This window comes from Mesorhizobium sp. LSJC285A00 (assembly GCF_000503155.1).
In the GTDB taxonomy this organism is placed as follows: domain Bacteria; phylum Pseudomonadota; class Alphaproteobacteria; order Rhizobiales; family Rhizobiaceae; genus Mesorhizobium.
The window spans coordinates 1-15,198 of sequence record NZ_AYVK01000043.1 but is presented as its reverse complement, the minus strand read 5'-3'; the positions used below and the strand labels follow the sequence as shown (position 1 = coordinate 15,198).

The following is a 15,198-nucleotide window of genomic DNA, read 5'->3' as shown; positions in this document are numbered from 1 at the left end:
GTCAAACTCCCAAACCCTACCCGCCGAAGCGGGTAGGGCAACTGGAAAGAAAGTGGATATCAGAACGCAATATCGAAGTCTTTCTTCGCGTTCGTGGCGTCGAAGAAGGCATCCTCGTTCTTGATGAACGGCGGGATCTTCTTGCCGGCCGCATAGTCGGCCATCGTTGCGAAGGCCTTCGGCCCGAACAGCGGGCTGCAAGCGCAGATAGCGCCGATCTTGCCGTCAATGATCGCCTGGACGCCTTCCTTCTCGCCGTCGATCGACAAGATCAGCACATCCTTGCCCGGGGTCTTGCCGGCTGCTTCCAAAGCGGCGATGGCGCCTAGCGCCATCTCATCATTATGCGCGTAGATGATATCCGCATCAGGGTGCGCCTGAAGCAGCGTCTCGGCGACCTGCCGGCCCTTGTCACGGGCGAAGTCGCCGGACTGCGATGCCAGGATGGTGAACTGCGAGTGCTTGGCGATGAAATCGTCGAAGCCTTTCTTGCGGTCGGTAGCGGCCGAGGCTCCGGTCGTGCCTTCCAGCTCGATGATTTTCGACTTGCCATTGGCGTTCTTGACCAGCCATTCGCCGACGCGGGTCGCCTCCTCGATGAAATCCGAACCGATGAAGCAGACATAATCCTCGCCCGGCTTGGCCATGGTGTGATCAACGTCGCGGTCGACCAGAAACACCGGTATGCCGGCATCGCGCGCGGCAAGAATGACCGGCACCAGGGGCTTGTCTTCGCGGGGCGGCAGGAAGATTGCGTCGACGCCCTGCGCGATCATCGAGTTCACGTCGGAGGCCTGCTTGGCCGACGAACCGGCGGCATCCGTGTAGACCAGCTGATGGCCGAGCTTGGCGGCTTCGTCCTGCATGCTCTTGGTCTCGGCAAGGCGCCACGGATTGTTGCTTTCCGTCTGGGCGAAACCGACCTTGTACTTGTCCTTCTTGGCGAGTGGCGGGAGCGCCGCGAAGGCGCGTGAGCCGAGTGTCAGCGCGACCGCGCCGGCGGCGGAGCCAACCAGTAGTTTTCGACGGGTAATGATCATGCTCTTTCCTCCTTTATTGTCGCTTTCAGCGACTGTGTAATTTCCTCACGATATCGGCCCAGACGGCTTCGGCGATGACGCCGTCGGCAAGCTGGATCCGGCGCTATGCCGCCTCCAAAATAAAGTCGGCGCAGCGGTCGCCCAGCATCATGGCGGGCGCCGCCGTATTGCCGGCATTGATGTTGGGGCAGGCCGACATGTCGGCAACCCGCAGATTGTCTATTCCGCGCACGCGCAGCGCCGCGTCCAGCACCGCCATCCGGTCGCTGTCCGAGCCCATCCGGCATGTCCCGGCCGGATGGTAGTTGGTCTTCACAAAGCGCTTGCAATGCTTTGTCATGGCTTCGTCGCTGAGATCATCCTGGCTTGGCACGGCAATGGCCTTGACCCGATCGGCGAGCGGCTTGGTCTGAAAAACCTGCAGGAAATAACGCTGGCCGGAGATCATTTCCCTCATGTCGTCGGGATGTTTAAGGAGGTTCGGCGAAACGATCGGCATGTCCTTCGGATCCGCCGAACGCAGCCTCACGAAACCGCGCGACTTTGGCTTCACCACCACTGTCGTCACGGTAAGCCCATAGGTGTTCTCGACCAAGGTCAGGATATCGCGGTCCAGATAGACGTGCGGTACGCAGAAGGCCTGGATCGTCGGTTCGCCCTCGGGATCGGCCGGATTGACGAAGGCTCCGGCCTCCACCCCCGCTGACAGGATCGTGCCGGTGCCGAAGAGCTTGAAATGCAGGCCGTTCCTGATCATCCTCCAGCCTTGGCCCTGCCTGAAATAGCCGTATGGGCCGTTTGCGGTGGCGATGATCGGCACCTCCGGATGGTCGATCAGGTTTTCGCCGACCCCGGGCAGGTCGGCGACGCAGGAAATGCCGTGCCCGGCAAGCGCCTCGGCGGGGCCGATGCCGGACAGCATGAGCAGTTTCGGCGAGACGAGGGCACCGGACGAGACGATCACGTCGGCATCTGCATGGACGGTATGCTCGGCGCCCGACGCATCCGAATAGACGACGCCGGTGACCCGACCGTTTTCGATCAGCAGCCGGCTGACTGTGCAATTGAGTTTCAGCGTCAGCTTGGGATCATTCGTCAGCGGCTCGATGAAGGCATAGGCGGCGCTGCTGCGCTTTCCCCGCCGGTTCATGAACTGGTAGAAGCCGACCCCGCGCTGCGACGGTCCGTTGAAGTCATGGTTGTACGGCAATCCAAGGCCTTGGACGGCCTGGACGAACCAACGGGAAACATCATCGATGTGGCCTGGATCCGAGACCAGCAGCGGACCTTCGCTGCCATGCAGTTCGCCGCCGAGGCGGTTGTTTCCCTCCATGCCGGTGAAATGCGGCAGCACCGCCTGCCAGTTCCAGCGCACGCCGGCATTGTTGCCGCGCAGCAGTTCGTCCCACTCCTCATAATCGGCCGAGCGGCCTCGCATGTAGACCTGGGCGTTGACCGAGGTGCCGCCGCCCAGCACGTTGCCTTGCGAGATTTCATGGACGCGGCCGTCGAGATGGGCCTGCGGCTCGGTGCGGTGATAGCGCATGAATTTCGAGCCGTTGATCATCTTGAAGATGCCGGGCGGCATGTCGAGCAAGGGATGATGATGGGAATGGCCGGCCTCCAGCAGCAGGGTTCGCCGTCCCGCTTTGACAAGCCTTGCCGCCGCGACGCAGCCGGCTGCTCCGCCGCCCACCACGATATGGTCGTAGGACTGCGTCATGCTTCCGGCGCCTCACGGCTTTCGAATGTACCGCGGACATACTCCCAGGCCGCCGAGAGGTGGTTGAGCAGCGCCCGCTCGGCGCCGTCAGGATCTCGCTCAATGATGGCCGTGCAGATTTCACGATGGCTGAGGAAATTCACGCGGTTGCGCTCGGGCGACCGTGGCATGCGCATCCAATGCGGCGACAGCCATGCGGTAAATGCCTTGTGCACGACAGGCAGCACCGGGTTGCGCGCGATGTCATAGAGCGCTGCGTGGAACGCCACGTCCGTCGCATAGAATTTCTCGGAATCCGGGATGGCCGCCTCGTTCATCGCCAGCGCCGCCCTCAGGGCTGTGACGTCATCCTTGCGGGCATGGATGGCGGCGTTGCGCGCCAGCGACGCCTCGAGGAAGACGCGCATGTCGTAGAGGTTCTTCACGCCCGCCTGGTCGCTCAGCAGATGTCCTACAATGCCGTCGAGGGCGCCGAGCGCGGCATCCAGGCCAGGCCGGCGCGCCACGGGCCGGAACCGCGGACGCGCTTCCACCAGGCCGCGGCTGGCCAGGCGCGCAATCGCCTCACGCACAACGCCCCGGCCGACACCATACTCGATCATCAGTTCGCGCTCGGCCGGCAGGTAGCTGCCGTCGCCAAGCCTTCCGGACGTGATGTCGGCCTCTATGCCGGCCACCATCGCGTCGGCCGCGCGGGCGGCGAGAATAGCCGCGGGCATCTCAGGACGCTCTTCCGTATCCAGCAAGCCTTTTCCTCCCAGATGGTCCTGTTATTAGAAGGTAAATCGGACCAAAGCACAAGCGGTTTGATGCTTTTGTAGGACCAAAAATGACAGACTGGCTTCAGAATCGCTGAAAGATCAACCACATTGTTGCTAGTCAGCGCTGCCGGTGCAATTATGGTCCGATGAAAAAACCTGAATGGAGCGCAGCATGAGCCGCACCGAAATCAAGGAAGTCGAGACCCGGCTGTTCCGGGTCCCACTGCGTGAGGTGATGACCGATGCCAAGCACGGCGCGCACACGCATTTCGAGCTGGTCACCGTCACGCTGAGGCTTGCCGACGGCACCGAGGGCACAGGCTACACCTACACCGGCGGCAGGGGCGGCTATGCGATCAAGGCAATGATCGATCACGACCTCGCGCCGTTCCTCAAGGCTCGCGACACGACGCAGATCGACACGATTTACGACGGCATGCTCTGGCACATCCACTATGTCGGGCGCGGCGGCATCGCTTCTTTCGCGATTTCGGCGATCGACATCGCGTTGTGGGACCTCAAGGGCCGGCGTAGCGGCCTGCCGCTTTGGCAGATGGCGGGCGGGGCCGGGAAGAGCGCCAAGGCCTATCGCGGCGGCATCGACCTAAACTTTACCCTCGATCAGCTTTTGGCCAGCATCGATTCCTATCTCAATGGCGGCTTCACCGGGGTGAAGATCAAGGTCGGCAAGGACGACCTGGCCGAGGATGTGGCCCGGGTGAAGGCAGTTCGCGAGCGCATAGGACCTCATGTCACCTTTATGGTTGACGCTAACTACGCGCTCGACGTCCCGCGAGCGATCGAGGCAGCGAGAGCATTCGCCGCCTACGATCTGCTGTGGTTCGAGGAGCCCATCATACCCGACGACTATGAGGGTTACGCCAGCATTGCCAAGGCGACCGGAATGCCCCTGGCAATGGGAGAAAACCTGCATGTCATCGAGGAGTTCGAGCATGCCTTCGCTTGGTCGAATCTCAGCTACATCCAACCCGACGCCTCCAACTGCGGCGGGGTCACAGGCTGGCTGCGCGTGGCGGCGCTCTCACGCAAGGCTGGCATTCCGGTCTGCAGTCACGGGATGCAGGAACTTCATGTCAGTCTCGTTGCAGGTCAGACAAATGCCGGCTGGGTGGAGGCGCATAGTTTCGATATTGACCTTTACACCACCGAGCCGCTTAGGCTTCAGGATGGTTTGGCGATAGCACCCGACGAGCCTGGAGTGGGCGTTGTCTTCGACTGGCGCAAATTGGCGGATTTTCGCCAATAGCGCCCCCTGAACGGCGGCACGGCCGCATGCATTTTGTCCGGATCCTGATTCCTCGTTCCGGCAACGCGGAGAGCCCTTCGACAGGAAGACTTCGACCGTCTGAAGAACGAATTCGCCGCCGCCGCAGCCAGCGGGCATACCGCTTATCGGATGCCACACTTACATTTGTAATTGCAGCGACGCTTCACCGGCTTTAACTCACGCGATCATAGCAGCGACACGACAAATGCAGGCGGCCGCCCGAACACCGGCAGAAGCTGCAAGCATTGGGTGCGCCTGCAGGGAGGCGGCGATGGTTGCAACGCGTACGGACACTGCGCATGCGGTTATGGAGGACTTCATTCTATCGCGGCACCGCTCACTGGTCCGCGAAGTTGGATTTTACGAGGCTATGAGTCAAACCCGACAAGCGATCGCCACATCGCGCGAGGTGCTGAGGCGCTTTCGCGAACGTCAGGGCGACGACACTCCTCGAGCAAAGAATACAGACCGTGGTCCTGTCGCCGTGTCAGCCTTCGATGCCGACATCATACGCGCTGCATGCCGAGATCTGATCGCGGAGATGAACGTGCCCGAGTGTCAATGGCGCGAGCTGGCGCGAAGTCTGGTGCGCGAATTCGTGGCCTGCGAGCAGACCGAAGCCGGTTTGGTGGATTGGATCGTCCGCCGGCCAGCGATGACGAAGACGGACGAGGCCGGCTGACCGGAGCCAACTGGCGAGGCGGCGAATGAGCCAGGAGTCAGTCGACCGCAATCAACGCGAGCAAACAGGTCTCCCGGCGACTTGTTGCGCGGAACTGCGGTGGTCCGAGGATCGGAAACTTTGGCGAGCGGCTTGGACACATCTGATCCTCCTCGCTTTTAGGCGTCCGGCCCCGTGTTCGCATTCGGAGACGAATGCGTCCAGCCGACTGTCCAAGGCAGGGCGACGGCCATGTCGCGTTGCTCCCGGCCTTCGCTCACAAAGGAGCCCAAGCCGGATGCTAACCAGGCTGCATTAGGCCAATGGGAACAATTTGCGCGGGCCGAGCTTGGGCTAGCGTGGTACAGAGGTGCAAGTATGCAAGATAATTTTGACCGAGCTTCATCCGTCGCGGAGGTTGCGGAATCATTCGTGAGATCCCGGAGGCCGTTCTCTGTCGTATCGACCCGGGATGCGGTCACGATTGTCAGGAAACAGGCAGCTTTTTGCGAGCATACGGATGGCGAGCTTGCGGAGTTGGTGGCGGCAATTGCGGTCAGGCATGGTCGGTTGGTCGCCTTCGATCTTGATCTCGACGACACAGGGTTGGAGATCGGTCGCGCAGCATAGCCAACGCCTCACGCAATGAGATAGCCACCGTCAACCGGCAGAATTGCCCCAGTGATGAAGCCCGCGAGCGGCGAACACAAGAACAAGGCGGGGCCGGTCAGGTCGCCCGGCGTACCCCAGCGACCCATCGGAGTGCGTTTCATCAATTCCGCGTTGCGAGCTGGATCGGCCCGTGGCGCGGCGGTCATGGCGGTCTCGATCCAGCCAGGCGCCAATGCGTTTACGCGAATGCCATCCCCGGCATAGGCGATGGCGAGCGACTTGGTAAGTTGCACGATGGCGCCCTTGGATGCGGCGTAAGCCGGCGCATGAGCTGCGCCGAAAAACGCGAACATCGAGGCGATGTTGACGATGGCGCCCCCGTTCGAGAGTGCCCCTCGGAACGCGCTCGCACTCCGCATGGAGCCGGTGAGATTGATATCGACCACCGTTTCGAAACCCTGGACAGTGAATTCGGCGGCGCGCAGGTTTACCCCTGCGCAATTTACGAGCGCTGCAACGGATGTGAACTGACTGGAATATCCTTCGACCGCAGTCATGTCCCGGACGTCGAGTACTGAATACGAGACGGCGGTGCCGTATGCACGAGCGGCCGCCACCTCGGCGGCCGTGGCCCCCGTCGCGTGGACGATTGCCCCGGCCCGGGCGAACGCCATGGCGATGCCGTTTCCGATGCCTGTCGTGCCTCCGGTAATGACGACGATCTTGCTCGCGAAGAAGGGCATGGCCCATATGGAATCGGTCACCAAAATCTCCTCGTTTCGCCTCTGTGGCGGAGCGCGAACTCATCGCAGCGGAAGACAAACGGGCGGATGCCTACCGCACGAATTGATCGACGAAATCGTCACCGAGACCCACGCTCGCATAGTGGCTTCTGCACATGTCGATCTTGGTGAAAACGTCCTCGAAACCAATCTGCTTGTTATCCTTGTCCAGGTAAACCATGCAGCCGGAAATGTTGAAGAAGGTGATCATCTCGGGCACGTCGCTTGGAACCGTGAGCGTGTGGATTTCACCGGGCGGCTCGAAAACGTAAGATCCCGTCTCTGCCACCCAGTCGTGTTCAAGATAGTGCCAACGCCCCTTGATCACATAGCCATGCACGGGGGCCGGATGCAGATGACGGCTTAATATCCCGGCCCGGCGTACGCGGAGCAGATTGCACCACTGCCCTTGCATTGTGTTGAGCATAAGTGGTCGGAACCACACGCCCTCCGCCTGTGGGACCCAGACACGCTCGTCTTCGGGGACGGCAGCGATCGCGATCTCTTTCGGTGCCAGGGGATGGGCGGAGCCGTTGAAGGATTGATACATAGGAACCTCTGTCGCCAATTCATTGGAGTCCATATCAGCGCGATCCTAACAACTGGGCCGAGTTCTGCCGAGGCGCAATCGGGCGCCCACGCATTGGGAAAGTTGTCGGCGCGCGCCCGCCCGCTGCCGCGACCGCAAGCGGGAAGGGTTTCGGGATGGTCCGTTGGGCGTCGAAGACGATCCGTGGGTTCCTTCTTGCCTTATCATGCGGCTATCCGGGAGTGCACCGGGCTGGTCCTGGTCTGGAAGCCCCGGTTTCGGACTTCCAAGGCCAGCAAGGCGAGTTCGACCTCGTCCAATCGCGACGGGCGTGCATTTTCCGGCATGCCTTCGGCGGTGGCCAGGTCGATCAGGTACTCGTTCCAGGCCCAGTTCTTGAGCACAGCGCGTTTCTCGTCGGGTGCGAGCACCGGGTCATCCACAACCTCCATCGGAGAGGCGTAGAATGTCTCCGGCTCGGAAAGCGCCGTCTGTATGTGCGCTGCCTGTGCGCCGGCGCCATAGCCGTGGCTTGCCTGGAGCCAAGCCAACTGCAGCCGCTGCCAAACCAGGTCGGAAAAGGCCTGTTTCTCCTCCGATGCATGCTGGCGCGTGACCTTGGCCTGGGAAGCAGGAGGTGCAGCCTGCACGACATAGTTGAGGCCTTGACGCTCGGCATAACGGATCGCCGCTTCCAGCGTCGGAAAGTTCAGTTCAACCTGGGTCAGGGTGTCTCGGCCACCGGTATAGCCCATCAGCGGCTCGATGAACGGGGCTGTGCGGCGTTCGAAGACCAATCGCCAGTCCTTGCGGGGCTTTGCCGAGGTCATGGCCGAGCGGCAGGGCTGGTAGATCCGCGCCGTTGCGCCGTCCGGAAACACTGACCGTCCCATTGACAAAGCCGGCCCGTCTAGACGAGGCCGATTGTCATTGTCCGGCCGGACGGACGTCTTGGTTAGGTTTCTGTTGTCGCTGCTTTGAACTGTCTCCATTGCCTGTCCCTCCCGTTATGAAGGGTCGCACGGGCAGCGGCCGTAAGGGCCGCCACCCATACTGCATCCGTCAGTTCTTCCCGTTGATTGCGATCCGCTTGGCCTTCGCCTGCGCCCGCTCGGTCTTGGGCAACGTCACGGTCAGCACCCCGTTGTTGAAGGCGGCGTTGACCTTGTCTTCTTCAACCTCGTAGCCGAGCGGAATGAGGCGCTCGAAGCGACCGTAGAAGCGCTCGGAGAACTGCCGGTCCTTGTCCTCGGTCTCGGAACGCTTCTCGCCTTTAAGCTTGAGCGCCCCATTTTCCAGCAGGACTTCTATGTCGCTCTCGTCCAGGCCAGGTATTTCCGCCGTGACGCGGACTTCCTTGTCCGTGTCGGAGATTTCGACACTCGGCCAACTGGCGGCGAAAGAGGGACCGAAGGCCGGCAGTCTGGCGCCAAAGCTGCGGAAGGCGTCATCGAACAGCCGGTTTACCTCCCGGTGGAGGGAGACGAAGGGGTCTCGATCTCCGTCGGGGAAGAGACTGGGCGCCGAGTTTCCGTTGCCCCGGCCCCAGGGGATCAAGTCACGTACGCTCATTGTCTTTCTCCTTTCGTAGGTCTCTGAGCCGGACGGGACGCCCGGCTCAAGCGAAAGCCTTCATAGTGGATTGCTCAGGCGGCCAGCTTGTCGGTCTCGATCTTGGGAGCCTCGATCTTCGGCATGGGAGCCCCGCTGGAGATTTCGATCTTGCGCGGTTTCATCTCCTCGGGAACCTCGCGCTTGAGATCGATGCTCAGCAGCCCGTTCTCAAGGCTGGCGCCCTCGACTTTGACATGATCGGCCAGTTCGAACCGACGCTCGAAAGCGCGCCCGTTGATGCCGCGGTAGAGATACTGGCCGTTCTCATCGCCGGATTGCGACCCGCTCAGAACCAGCATGTTGGGCTGGTGGGTGACGGTCAACTGGTCCTGCGGGAAACCGGCGACCGCCATCGTTATGCGATACTGATCATCATCAACCTTGGCGATATCGTAGGGCGGCCAGTTGTCGAACGAGGCCACACGGCTCGCACTTTCAAGCATGTCGACCATGCGGTCGAAGCCGATGCTGGACCGGTATAGAGGGGTAAAATCGAGGTTTGTCTTCATAGCCACATCCTCCTTTGAGCAACATGGACAACAGAAGGCGCCCAAGAGCCTTGCCGCCTCCTGGTGTTGCCGGCCCCATTGGGCGGCCGGCGACCATCAATTTAGAATCGCGACTTGCACCTTCAAGAGCAAGAATAGGAAAATATTCATCGGCAATCTGGGCGAACGCACCAATGCCACCCCTTCCGCCGGCGGGGTCACTCGCCGACGGGTCCATGGTGCAAGAACAACTACGTCGCCCTTAAATCCGATCGACGAATGGTACGAACGCGGCCACTGCCGCGCTGTCACTGCAGTCAGGACCGGCACGCTCATCCGATTGATCCAACTGTTGCAACGCATCCATGATCGTGTCGAAGCTGACCGGTTCACCCGCTCCCGGCAGCATGCGAAGCGCTGGCACGGATTCTACGGCGCAGGCATCCGATGCCCATGACGAAAGAATGGCGCGCTTCTCCTGAGCGTCCAGGGCAACATCGGCCAAAACGTCGTGGGGATGTTTGAAATGCCGCGCCGGATGCAGCAAGCGGTCCAGAAAACGTTGGGGGGCCACGAGTTCAATCGATGCAAAATAGGTCGAAATGGGTCCTTCCATGGATGGTCCTCCGCTTCAGACAATCTCATGCGAGTTTGGCGGCTCTCGCCAGCGGCTGTCGCGATCACGACCAGGCAGATCATCCAGGAACGACGCTCAACGACTTTCCCTAGGTGATGTCGATACCGAGACTCATCGTCCGGCACCCTGGGCGGCTCGATCACGACCGAAGCGAACGAGCCGTTCGCGATCGGGGGTGGCGATGCTGCACTTCCCCAGATGTTCGGAGCATAGCGAGGGCTGCGGCCTTGGAGCGGCGAGGGGACTTGCCTACATCGCACATGTCGTCGATATGGAGGTCGATGAGTTCGCCGAAGGCTTCAGGCGCGCTAACAGGGCTTTGTCGGCGTCTCACTGCGATCGACTTGGTGTCAGTGCCCCGGCGCCGCGCATCCTCGCGTTGCAGGAAGGTCTCGCTGACGCAGCGTGTGCGGTAGGTTCTAAGGTTCTGATGTTAAACAGATGCTGTAAAATCAAGAGCATAGATTGGCCGTGGCCCCTATGATGGATGGCATAGATAGATCAATAAAATCAAATATTTATGAGGGTTCGTGTGCAAATACTGCACACGCAAGTTCCGCTTCTCTTCTTTTTTCGTTCCTACGAGGGAGCCGCCGAAAGGCCTTTTCGGACCCTCTTTTGCCGACGATACTATCCGCTCCAATGCGAATAAGCATCAGTGGAGGCACACCACAAACCCTGGCCGACGTTGAAGTCAAAACGTCCGGGGCGGCCTTCTTCTTGTCGGGGTCGATCGCCGGTAGTGGCGCAGTCGGCTCATGGAGCGGGGGCGACAGCCCAATTCATGACGAGATTGCTTTGACCAACGATCGGCCTGTTGCGACCGACGCATGGTCGATACCCACAACAGAGAACNTTCATGACGAGATTGCTTTGACCAACGATCGGCCTGTTGCGACCGACGCATGGTCGATACCCACAACAGAGAACAATGCGACCAGAGATTTCACAGTCACCCTGTCCGGCTCTATCATCTAGGCCGTGGGCATCTCGTTCCAGTAAGGATCAGCCGGCGATTCGCCATTCCAAGGCCAAGCTAAGGGCACCTAGTGGGCCATATCGCGCAGAGGCTTCTTGCGCTTCGGCGGCACATAGGCCTGCACCAGCCTGACCTTGTCGATGTCGACCGTGACCGGCGGTCCAGTATAATTGTCACCTTGCCGCCTTCCTCGTCGACATAGGTGACGTTGCCGACGAGTTCGATCTGCTGCCCGCGCTTCACCTTCGTCGTGCGATCGAGGATCGAATGGGGGAAGTTGTAGCTGGGTATGCTGACGCTGACGTGGTCCTCGTCGACCCGCCTGCGCGCTGTGGCCGTTATCGCCACCTCGTCGCCGATGCCTATTCCCCGAGCCATGACAGGATTCTGGAGCGGACAGCTTTTTAGTCGAGATGTAGCTAATATACGGCGCAGCCCTTGGCGGACTGACGGGCGCCACGGCCGAATCTGCCTATTTCCCAGCCGGCCAGGCCTGCGTAGGCTGACTACCAAGTTATATACGCTCATGCTAATATGAGGGCACCACACCTTTATGAAGTAGGCAAAGGTGGAGCATGGTCAACGAGTCGGTGACAACCTACGTTGTGAGCGTGTTTGAAGCGCCGAACTGGCGCACGGTGCTTACGACCAACGACAAGGCTAAAGCCTTGGCCTGGGCGAGAGAGATCGGCGAAAACGTGCAGGTCGAGGAGATCACGCCGGAGCCAAAGGGTGCTAGCGCTGAGTAAAACGGCTGGTTGCTGCTGGGCGGCTGGCCGGAAGGACCGTTATCCTGCCGGAATTGATCAAGCGCGACCGTGACGAGTGCTGCCTTGCCTTGCAGGCGGCTCACGTCGCGCTTGCCAAGACAGGGGAGCCGGATTTGCAAATTGCCACGCCTAGGCCGATACCGAGGCCGAGGAACAGCTTACCTGCCGCATCGATGGCGAAGGCGCGAGCAGGCCGCCACACGTCCTGGCTAAGCTCTCTGAGGGCGCTGGCGATATCATCGAAGATCGCTTCCATGACCAGATTCTAGATCCAAATCGCGAATATGTGCGGCGGGTTTCTCGCAACAAAAACGGGCGCTACTTCTTCGTGATCCAATCCAGCAAGCCGGCTTCGATCTGCTCACACCCGACATATTCGCATACCAAACATTCAGCAACAACGCGCCACTGACACTCGGGCACGTCTGCATCCCTGACTAGGTTTTGAAATGCGGAGCGGTGAACGTCGGCATCGAACCCCGATATGCGCATCGGCGCGAGATCGTCCTCGTCTTCGAGCACCTGGGCCATATCTTCGCGGTAGCGTTGGCGAAGGCGCTTGAGCAGTTCGCGCGACTCTTGGATGGCTTGCCGGGTGTGGTCCATGTGGCTGCGGAACGCAGCTGTTCCGGTCATCGACCGGCTCTGCAACTGAAAGCTGGTTTCCATCACCGCACGTGCGGTTTCTAAATGCTTTATTAGATCCATCGCGGCCTCCCTTCCGGCGAAGGGAGTTATTTACTCTCTTTTTAGCGAAGGAGGTTCACAGGTACGGTTTCGTACAGGGGAGGCCCCGGCCTAATCAGCCAACATTGAGCGTGGTCGGCGCTGTCGGGGGGCAACGTTACAGTTGGGTGACGTGACGGTGCCGACCACACTGGAGAGTGGCATTAACCACACCCCGATCCTACCCGCAGAATGACAGCGCAGCAATTAAGCCTGATGGTCTAATCCGCGCTGCAACCATAACCCGATTTAAACTCGGTCCCGTCCCGAGTGCCCGTATGAGTTTGAGCTGTGAAGCACCTGCGCGGCGAGGAGGACCTCCGCCACGCCTCACTGCAGGACTTCCGCGAGGAGAACTAGCCCGGAGGCTTCTCCCGCGGCTGTGCCGGTCCTGTCATGTTCGGCTGGATGAATGGCGCCCTCTTGCCGGTAATGGTCTCAATCGACTTCAACAGCGGTCGATGGACCTCACGTAGAGCTTGGTAGTGCTCGCTGTGATACGCCAGGAGCGGCCCGACGATGCTCTTATGCAGCGCTTCGGCTGCCGCGATGAAGCGCTCGATTTCAGCCCGGGAAAGCTGTTCGGAAGGTTTGGTTCTGGCCATTGGCGATCTCCGCTTGAGGGGGTCGCCGCAACGAGGACTACAATCCTACATGCCGGACTGCCTCACAATAGGGCTCGCTGGCCTACTCGAGGGAAGCGATAGGACCAGCGTCAGCATGATCCTCATTGCCCCCGTCCGCAAGCGGCCACCGAAGACCCTATTCCTCAGCCTATCTGGTCTCGGCAAAATGACGCGCGAAGCTCCCCTGGAGCCTTGCGGAACTTGGGCAGATACCCTCTCTAGTCTCTACTCAGGAGCCGAATGCTGGTATCGCGACGCAGTTCGGAATCGGCGCGATCGACGCCTTCAACCGTGATCGCGATTGTCCCGTTCTCAATTCTTGCAATCCATCCCTTTGCCTTCATGTACCAGAGATGAAACTCCAGATGCTCTGGTGGACAGCCTAACAACCGTTCGATCTCGACGTCGCCAATGCCCGGATTGCCGACATCCTGGCGGCGCTTCACATAGAGCAGCGAAAGCAGTTTGGCCTGGACCAAAGCATCTTTCTCGACCCCTTTGGGGTCGCTTGCCTCCTCGACCAATTTAAGCCGCTCACCGGCATGCTCTCGATAGGAGATATCGTACTGGGCGCGCTTAACGGGATCCCTCAAGACGTTGTGTGCTTCTACTATTTCGCTGAAGCGGGCTTCGTTTCCAGTTTGCTGATTGTCGGGATGATAGCGCATCGCAAAGTAGCGGAATATTCGCTCAAGTGTCTCCGAGTTGGCGTTTGGGCTGATCTCCAAGAGTTCGTAGTAATCGACGAACAATGCGCTGCTCCCTCAAACATCGCTCGACAGCCGCGGGGGCCGACCGCCTACATGGCGATGCAGTGCCCTCACTCGTCGAGTTCATATACGGACAATACATTGCGCCCGGGGTCAAGATGAGCGGGAGCTAGTGGACGTCAGCCAAGGCGGCTCCCGCGCGGGGTGCAACAAAAATGGCCGGGGCCGCAGTGGGAGATTGCCTGATCAGCGCCGGCCGGAGTTCGGGGTAGAACTCAATGCCGAAGCCGCCTGCGCAGCCAAGGTTGGGGTTTGACCGCGCCGTCCTATAATGGGACAGCGCGGTCAGGCGGTTTCGTCATCACGCGCAATTGCATCTGGTCGATCGTTGCGACGATGGCAGCCGCCAGCGCTTCCGCCTCATCCATGAGCCCCGGCCCATAGAGACCGTTCACCGCTTCCTCGCTAGGCAGCACGCCGGGCGGGCAGTGGTCCTCGATTGTGCGCCGGATGAGCGTCAACGCTGCCCGGCATTCGTCGGCTTCGATCTTCATAACCATTGAAACATGCGTTTGAGCTAAAATGTTCCGGAACCGATTTCGGGCTCGCGGCTTGAGACGGTGAGGGAAGAACACTAGTCATGCCCATCAGACGAAAAGCCGTGGATGCCGGGATCCTTAAGCCTGCCGAATTGGCCTTGCTAGGGCGCGTTTTCGAGCAGCTTAAACTCGTCGACGACCAATCACCCGATGCGCAGGGCCGGTTGGCCTCTCGGATCATTGCCAACTACATGGCCGGGATAAAAGATGAGGCCGAACTTCTCTCGCTTTCGAAGCAGCCGTTAGGGCGGTAAGGTCGGGAAAGCTAGAGCTTTACCAGCCGCACAACATCAAGCGCGACCGTCACCACCGGGCCACCCAGGCTGACCGTTACGGCGTCCTTCTCGACCCGTGTGACGCTGCCGATCAGTTCGATGGTCTGACCTTTGACCACCTTCGTGGTGCTATCCCGAACGGAATGCGGAAATCCGTAAGTCGGTATTGACACGCTGATCCTGTCGTCAGTGACGCGTCGAATAATGGTGGCGTCGATCGCCACCTCATCGCCGATCTTGAGACCACTAGCCATGCACTGGAGTTTGGTGCGGCCGTCTCAGGGGTCAAGTAGCGGAACCTAATTGTTTAGTCCCAAGGTTTGATGGGTTGGATCGAGCCTGAATCGTTCGGGCTCTTTTGTCCAGATTTTGCAGATG

The 15,198-nt window shown here is 60.2% G+C and carries 19 protein-coding genes; 4 read left to right on the top strand and 15 right to left on the bottom strand.

The window, feature by feature from the left end; translation table 11 throughout:
- Positions 1 to 59: 59 nt before the first annotated feature.
- From X726_RS142765 to X726_RS142775, 3 genes are all read right to left on the bottom strand, one after another.
- Positions 60 to 1,040: an ABC transporter substrate-binding protein gene (locus X726_RS142765; RefSeq protein ID WP_023672664.1), complete on the bottom strand. Its 981-nt coding sequence runs from the start codon at positions 1,038 to 1,040 to the stop codon at positions 60 to 62.
- Between the two features lie 103 nt (positions 1,041 to 1,143).
- Positions 1,144 to 2,763, bottom strand: coding sequence for a GMC family oxidoreductase (locus X726_RS142770; protein WP_023672663.1), 1,620 nt, complete (start codon positions 2,761 to 2,763; stop codon positions 1,144 to 1,146).
- The gene (locus tag X726_RS142775; RefSeq protein WP_023682469.1) at positions 2,760 to 3,509 is read right to left on the bottom strand and encodes an FCD domain-containing protein; all 750 of its coding nucleotides are present in this window, start codon (positions 3,507 to 3,509) and stop codon (positions 2,760 to 2,762) included. Before X726_RS142775 ends, X726_RS142770 begins: the two co-directional genes overlap by 4 nt.
- Positions 3,510 to 3,696: 187 nt before the next feature.
- Between X726_RS142775 and X726_RS142780 the strand changes: the two genes are divergently transcribed.
- Entirely contained in the window at positions 3,697 to 4,791 is a 1,095-nt protein-coding gene (locus tag X726_RS142780; protein ID WP_023745094.1) for a mandelate racemase/muconate lactonizing enzyme family protein, read from the top strand.
- Positions 4,792 to 5,083: 292 nt separating this feature from the next.
- Positions 5,084 to 5,494: a hypothetical protein gene (locus X726_RS142785; protein WP_031215428.1), complete on the top strand. Its 411-nt coding sequence runs from the start codon at positions 5,084 to 5,086 to the stop codon at positions 5,492 to 5,494.
- 617 nt (positions 5,495 to 6,111) lie between these two features.
- Here the strand turns inward: X726_RS142785 and X726_RS142795 are convergent.
- The 6 genes from X726_RS142795 to X726_RS142820 all read right to left on the bottom strand — a co-directional run bounded on the left by X726_RS142795 (position 6,112) and on the right by X726_RS142820 (position 10,114).
- Positions 6,112 to 6,849: an SDR family oxidoreductase gene (locus X726_RS142795; RefSeq protein ID WP_245272165.1), complete on the bottom strand. Its 738-nt coding sequence runs from the start codon at positions 6,847 to 6,849 to the stop codon at positions 6,112 to 6,114.
- Positions 6,850 to 6,919: 70 nt separating this feature from the next.
- Positions 6,920 to 7,417 (bottom strand): 2,4'-dihydroxyacetophenone dioxygenase family protein, encoded by a 498-nt coding sequence (locus X726_RS142800; protein ID WP_031215426.1) that lies wholly within the window; start codon positions 7,415 to 7,417, stop codon positions 6,920 to 6,922.
- A 203-nt stretch (positions 7,418 to 7,620) separates the two neighbouring features.
- Positions 7,621 to 8,277, bottom strand: a complete 657-nt coding sequence (locus tag X726_RS142805; RefSeq protein ID WP_023672656.1) for an NADH dehydrogenase ubiquinone Fe-S protein 4 — start codon at positions 8,275 to 8,277, stop codon at positions 7,621 to 7,623.
- Between the two features lie 181 nt (positions 8,278 to 8,458).
- The gene (locus X726_RS142810) at positions 8,459 to 8,968 is read right to left on the bottom strand and encodes an Hsp20/alpha crystallin family protein (RefSeq protein WP_023738753.1); all 510 of its coding nucleotides are present in this window, start codon (positions 8,966 to 8,968) and stop codon (positions 8,459 to 8,461) included.
- Positions 8,969 to 9,042: 74 nt separating this feature from the next.
- Complete coding sequence (locus X726_RS142815; RefSeq protein ID WP_023672654.1) at positions 9,043 to 9,519, bottom strand: Hsp20 family protein; 477 nt, start codon at positions 9,517 to 9,519, stop codon at positions 9,043 to 9,045.
- Between the two features lie 241 nt (positions 9,520 to 9,760).
- Complete coding sequence (locus X726_RS142820; RefSeq protein WP_023672653.1) at positions 9,761 to 10,114, bottom strand: hypothetical protein; 354 nt, start codon at positions 10,112 to 10,114, stop codon at positions 9,761 to 9,763.
- Between the two features lie 1,575 nt (positions 10,115 to 11,689).
- Here X726_RS142820 and X726_RS1000000171285 point away from each other — a divergent pair.
- Complete coding sequence (locus X726_RS1000000171285) at positions 11,690 to 11,863, top strand: hypothetical protein (protein WP_023672650.1); 174 nt, start codon at positions 11,690 to 11,692, stop codon at positions 11,861 to 11,863.
- A 100-nt stretch (positions 11,864 to 11,963) separates the two neighbouring features.
- On the opposite strand, the gene X726_RS1000000170775 is transcribed toward X726_RS1000000171285, so the two are convergent.
- The 5 genes from X726_RS1000000170775 to X726_RS142845 all read right to left on the bottom strand — a co-directional run bounded on the left by X726_RS1000000170775 (position 11,964) and on the right by X726_RS142845 (position 14,506).
- Complete coding sequence (locus tag X726_RS1000000170775) at positions 11,964 to 12,140, bottom strand: hypothetical protein (RefSeq protein ID WP_023672649.1); 177 nt, start codon at positions 12,138 to 12,140, stop codon at positions 11,964 to 11,966.
- Between the two features lie 62 nt (positions 12,141 to 12,202).
- Entirely contained in the window at positions 12,203 to 12,592 is a 390-nt protein-coding gene (locus tag X726_RS142830) for a hypothetical protein (protein WP_031215423.1), read from the bottom strand.
- Between the two features lie 374 nt (positions 12,593 to 12,966).
- Positions 12,967 to 13,215, bottom strand: coding sequence for a hypothetical protein (locus X726_RS142835; RefSeq protein WP_023672647.1), 249 nt, complete (start codon positions 13,213 to 13,215; stop codon positions 12,967 to 12,969).
- Between the two features lie 239 nt (positions 13,216 to 13,454).
- Complete coding sequence (locus X726_RS142840) at positions 13,455 to 13,988, bottom strand: J domain-containing protein (protein WP_023672646.1); 534 nt, start codon at positions 13,986 to 13,988, stop codon at positions 13,455 to 13,457.
- Positions 13,989 to 14,272: 284 nt separating this feature from the next.
- Positions 14,273 to 14,506 (bottom strand): hypothetical protein, encoded by a 234-nt coding sequence (locus tag X726_RS142845; protein ID WP_032894393.1) that lies wholly within the window; start codon positions 14,504 to 14,506, stop codon positions 14,273 to 14,275.
- Positions 14,507 to 14,586: 80 nt separating this feature from the next.
- Between X726_RS142845 and X726_RS142850 the strand changes: the two genes are divergently transcribed.
- Positions 14,587 to 14,799 carry a hypothetical protein gene (locus tag X726_RS142850; RefSeq protein ID WP_023672644.1) on the top strand — a complete coding sequence of 71 codons (213 nt, stop codon included), beginning with the start codon at positions 14,587 to 14,589 and terminating at the stop codon, positions 14,797 to 14,799.
- A gap of 11 nt (positions 14,800 to 14,810) precedes the next feature.
- Here the strand turns inward: X726_RS142850 and X726_RS142855 are convergent, their stop codons facing one another.
- Positions 14,811 to 15,074, bottom strand: a complete 264-nt coding sequence (locus X726_RS142855) for a hypothetical protein (RefSeq protein ID WP_023672643.1) — start codon at positions 15,072 to 15,074, stop codon at positions 14,811 to 14,813.
- Positions 15,075 to 15,198: the final 124 nt, after the last annotated feature.

Bases quoted from the DNA above. Each gene is read 5' to 3' on its own strand.
- X726_RS142850 (WP_023672644.1), top strand. From the start codon at position 14,587: ATGCCCATCAGACGAAAAGCCGTGGATGCCGGGATCCTTAAGCCTGCC.
- X726_RS142815 (WP_023672654.1), bottom strand. From the start codon at position 9,519: ATGAAGACAAACCTCGATTTTACCCCTCTATACCGGTCCAGCATCGGC.
- X726_RS142785 (WP_031215428.1), top strand. From the start codon at position 5,084: ATGGTTGCAACGCGTACGGACACTGCGCATGCGGTTATGGAGGACTTC.
- X726_RS142765 (WP_023672664.1), bottom strand. From the start codon at position 1,040: ATGATCATTACCCGTCGAAAACTACTGGTTGGCTCCGCCGCCGGCGCG.
- X726_RS142800 (WP_031215426.1), bottom strand. From the start codon at position 7,417: ATGTATCAATCCTTCAACGGCTCCGCCCATCCCCTGGCACCGAAAGAG.
- X726_RS142780 (WP_023745094.1), top strand. From the start codon at position 3,697: ATGAGCCGCACCGAAATCAAGGAAGTCGAGACCCGGCTGTTCCGGGTC.
- X726_RS142845 (WP_032894393.1), bottom strand. From the start codon at position 14,506: ATGGTTATGAAGATCGAAGCCGACGAATGCCGGGCAGCGTTGACGCTC.
- X726_RS142830 (WP_031215423.1), bottom strand. From the start codon at position 12,592: ATGGATCTAATAAAGCATTTAGAAACCGCACGTGCGGTGATGGAAACC.
- X726_RS142835 (WP_023672647.1), bottom strand. From the start codon at position 13,215: ATGGCCAGAACCAAACCTTCCGAACAGCTTTCCCGGGCTGAAATCGAG.
- X726_RS142820 (WP_023672653.1), bottom strand. From the start codon at position 10,114: ATGGAAGGACCCATTTCGACCTATTTTGCATCGATTGAACTCGTGGCC.
- X726_RS1000000170775 (WP_023672649.1), bottom strand. From the start codon at position 12,140: ATGGAAGCGATCTTCGATGATATCGCCAGCGCCCTCAGAGAGCTTAGC.
- X726_RS142810 (WP_023738753.1), bottom strand. From the start codon at position 8,968: ATGAGCGTACGTGACTTGATCCCCTGGGGCCGGGGCAACGGAAACTCG.
- X726_RS1000000171285 (WP_023672650.1), top strand. From the start codon at position 11,690: ATGGTCAACGAGTCGGTGACAACCTACGTTGTGAGCGTGTTTGAAGCG.
- X726_RS142770 (WP_023672663.1), bottom strand. From the start codon at position 2,763: ATGACGCAGTCCTACGACCATATCGTGGTGGGCGGCGGAGCAGCCGGC.
- X726_RS142855 (WP_023672643.1), bottom strand. From the start codon at position 15,074: ATGGCTAGTGGTCTCAAGATCGGCGATGAGGTGGCGATCGACGCCACC.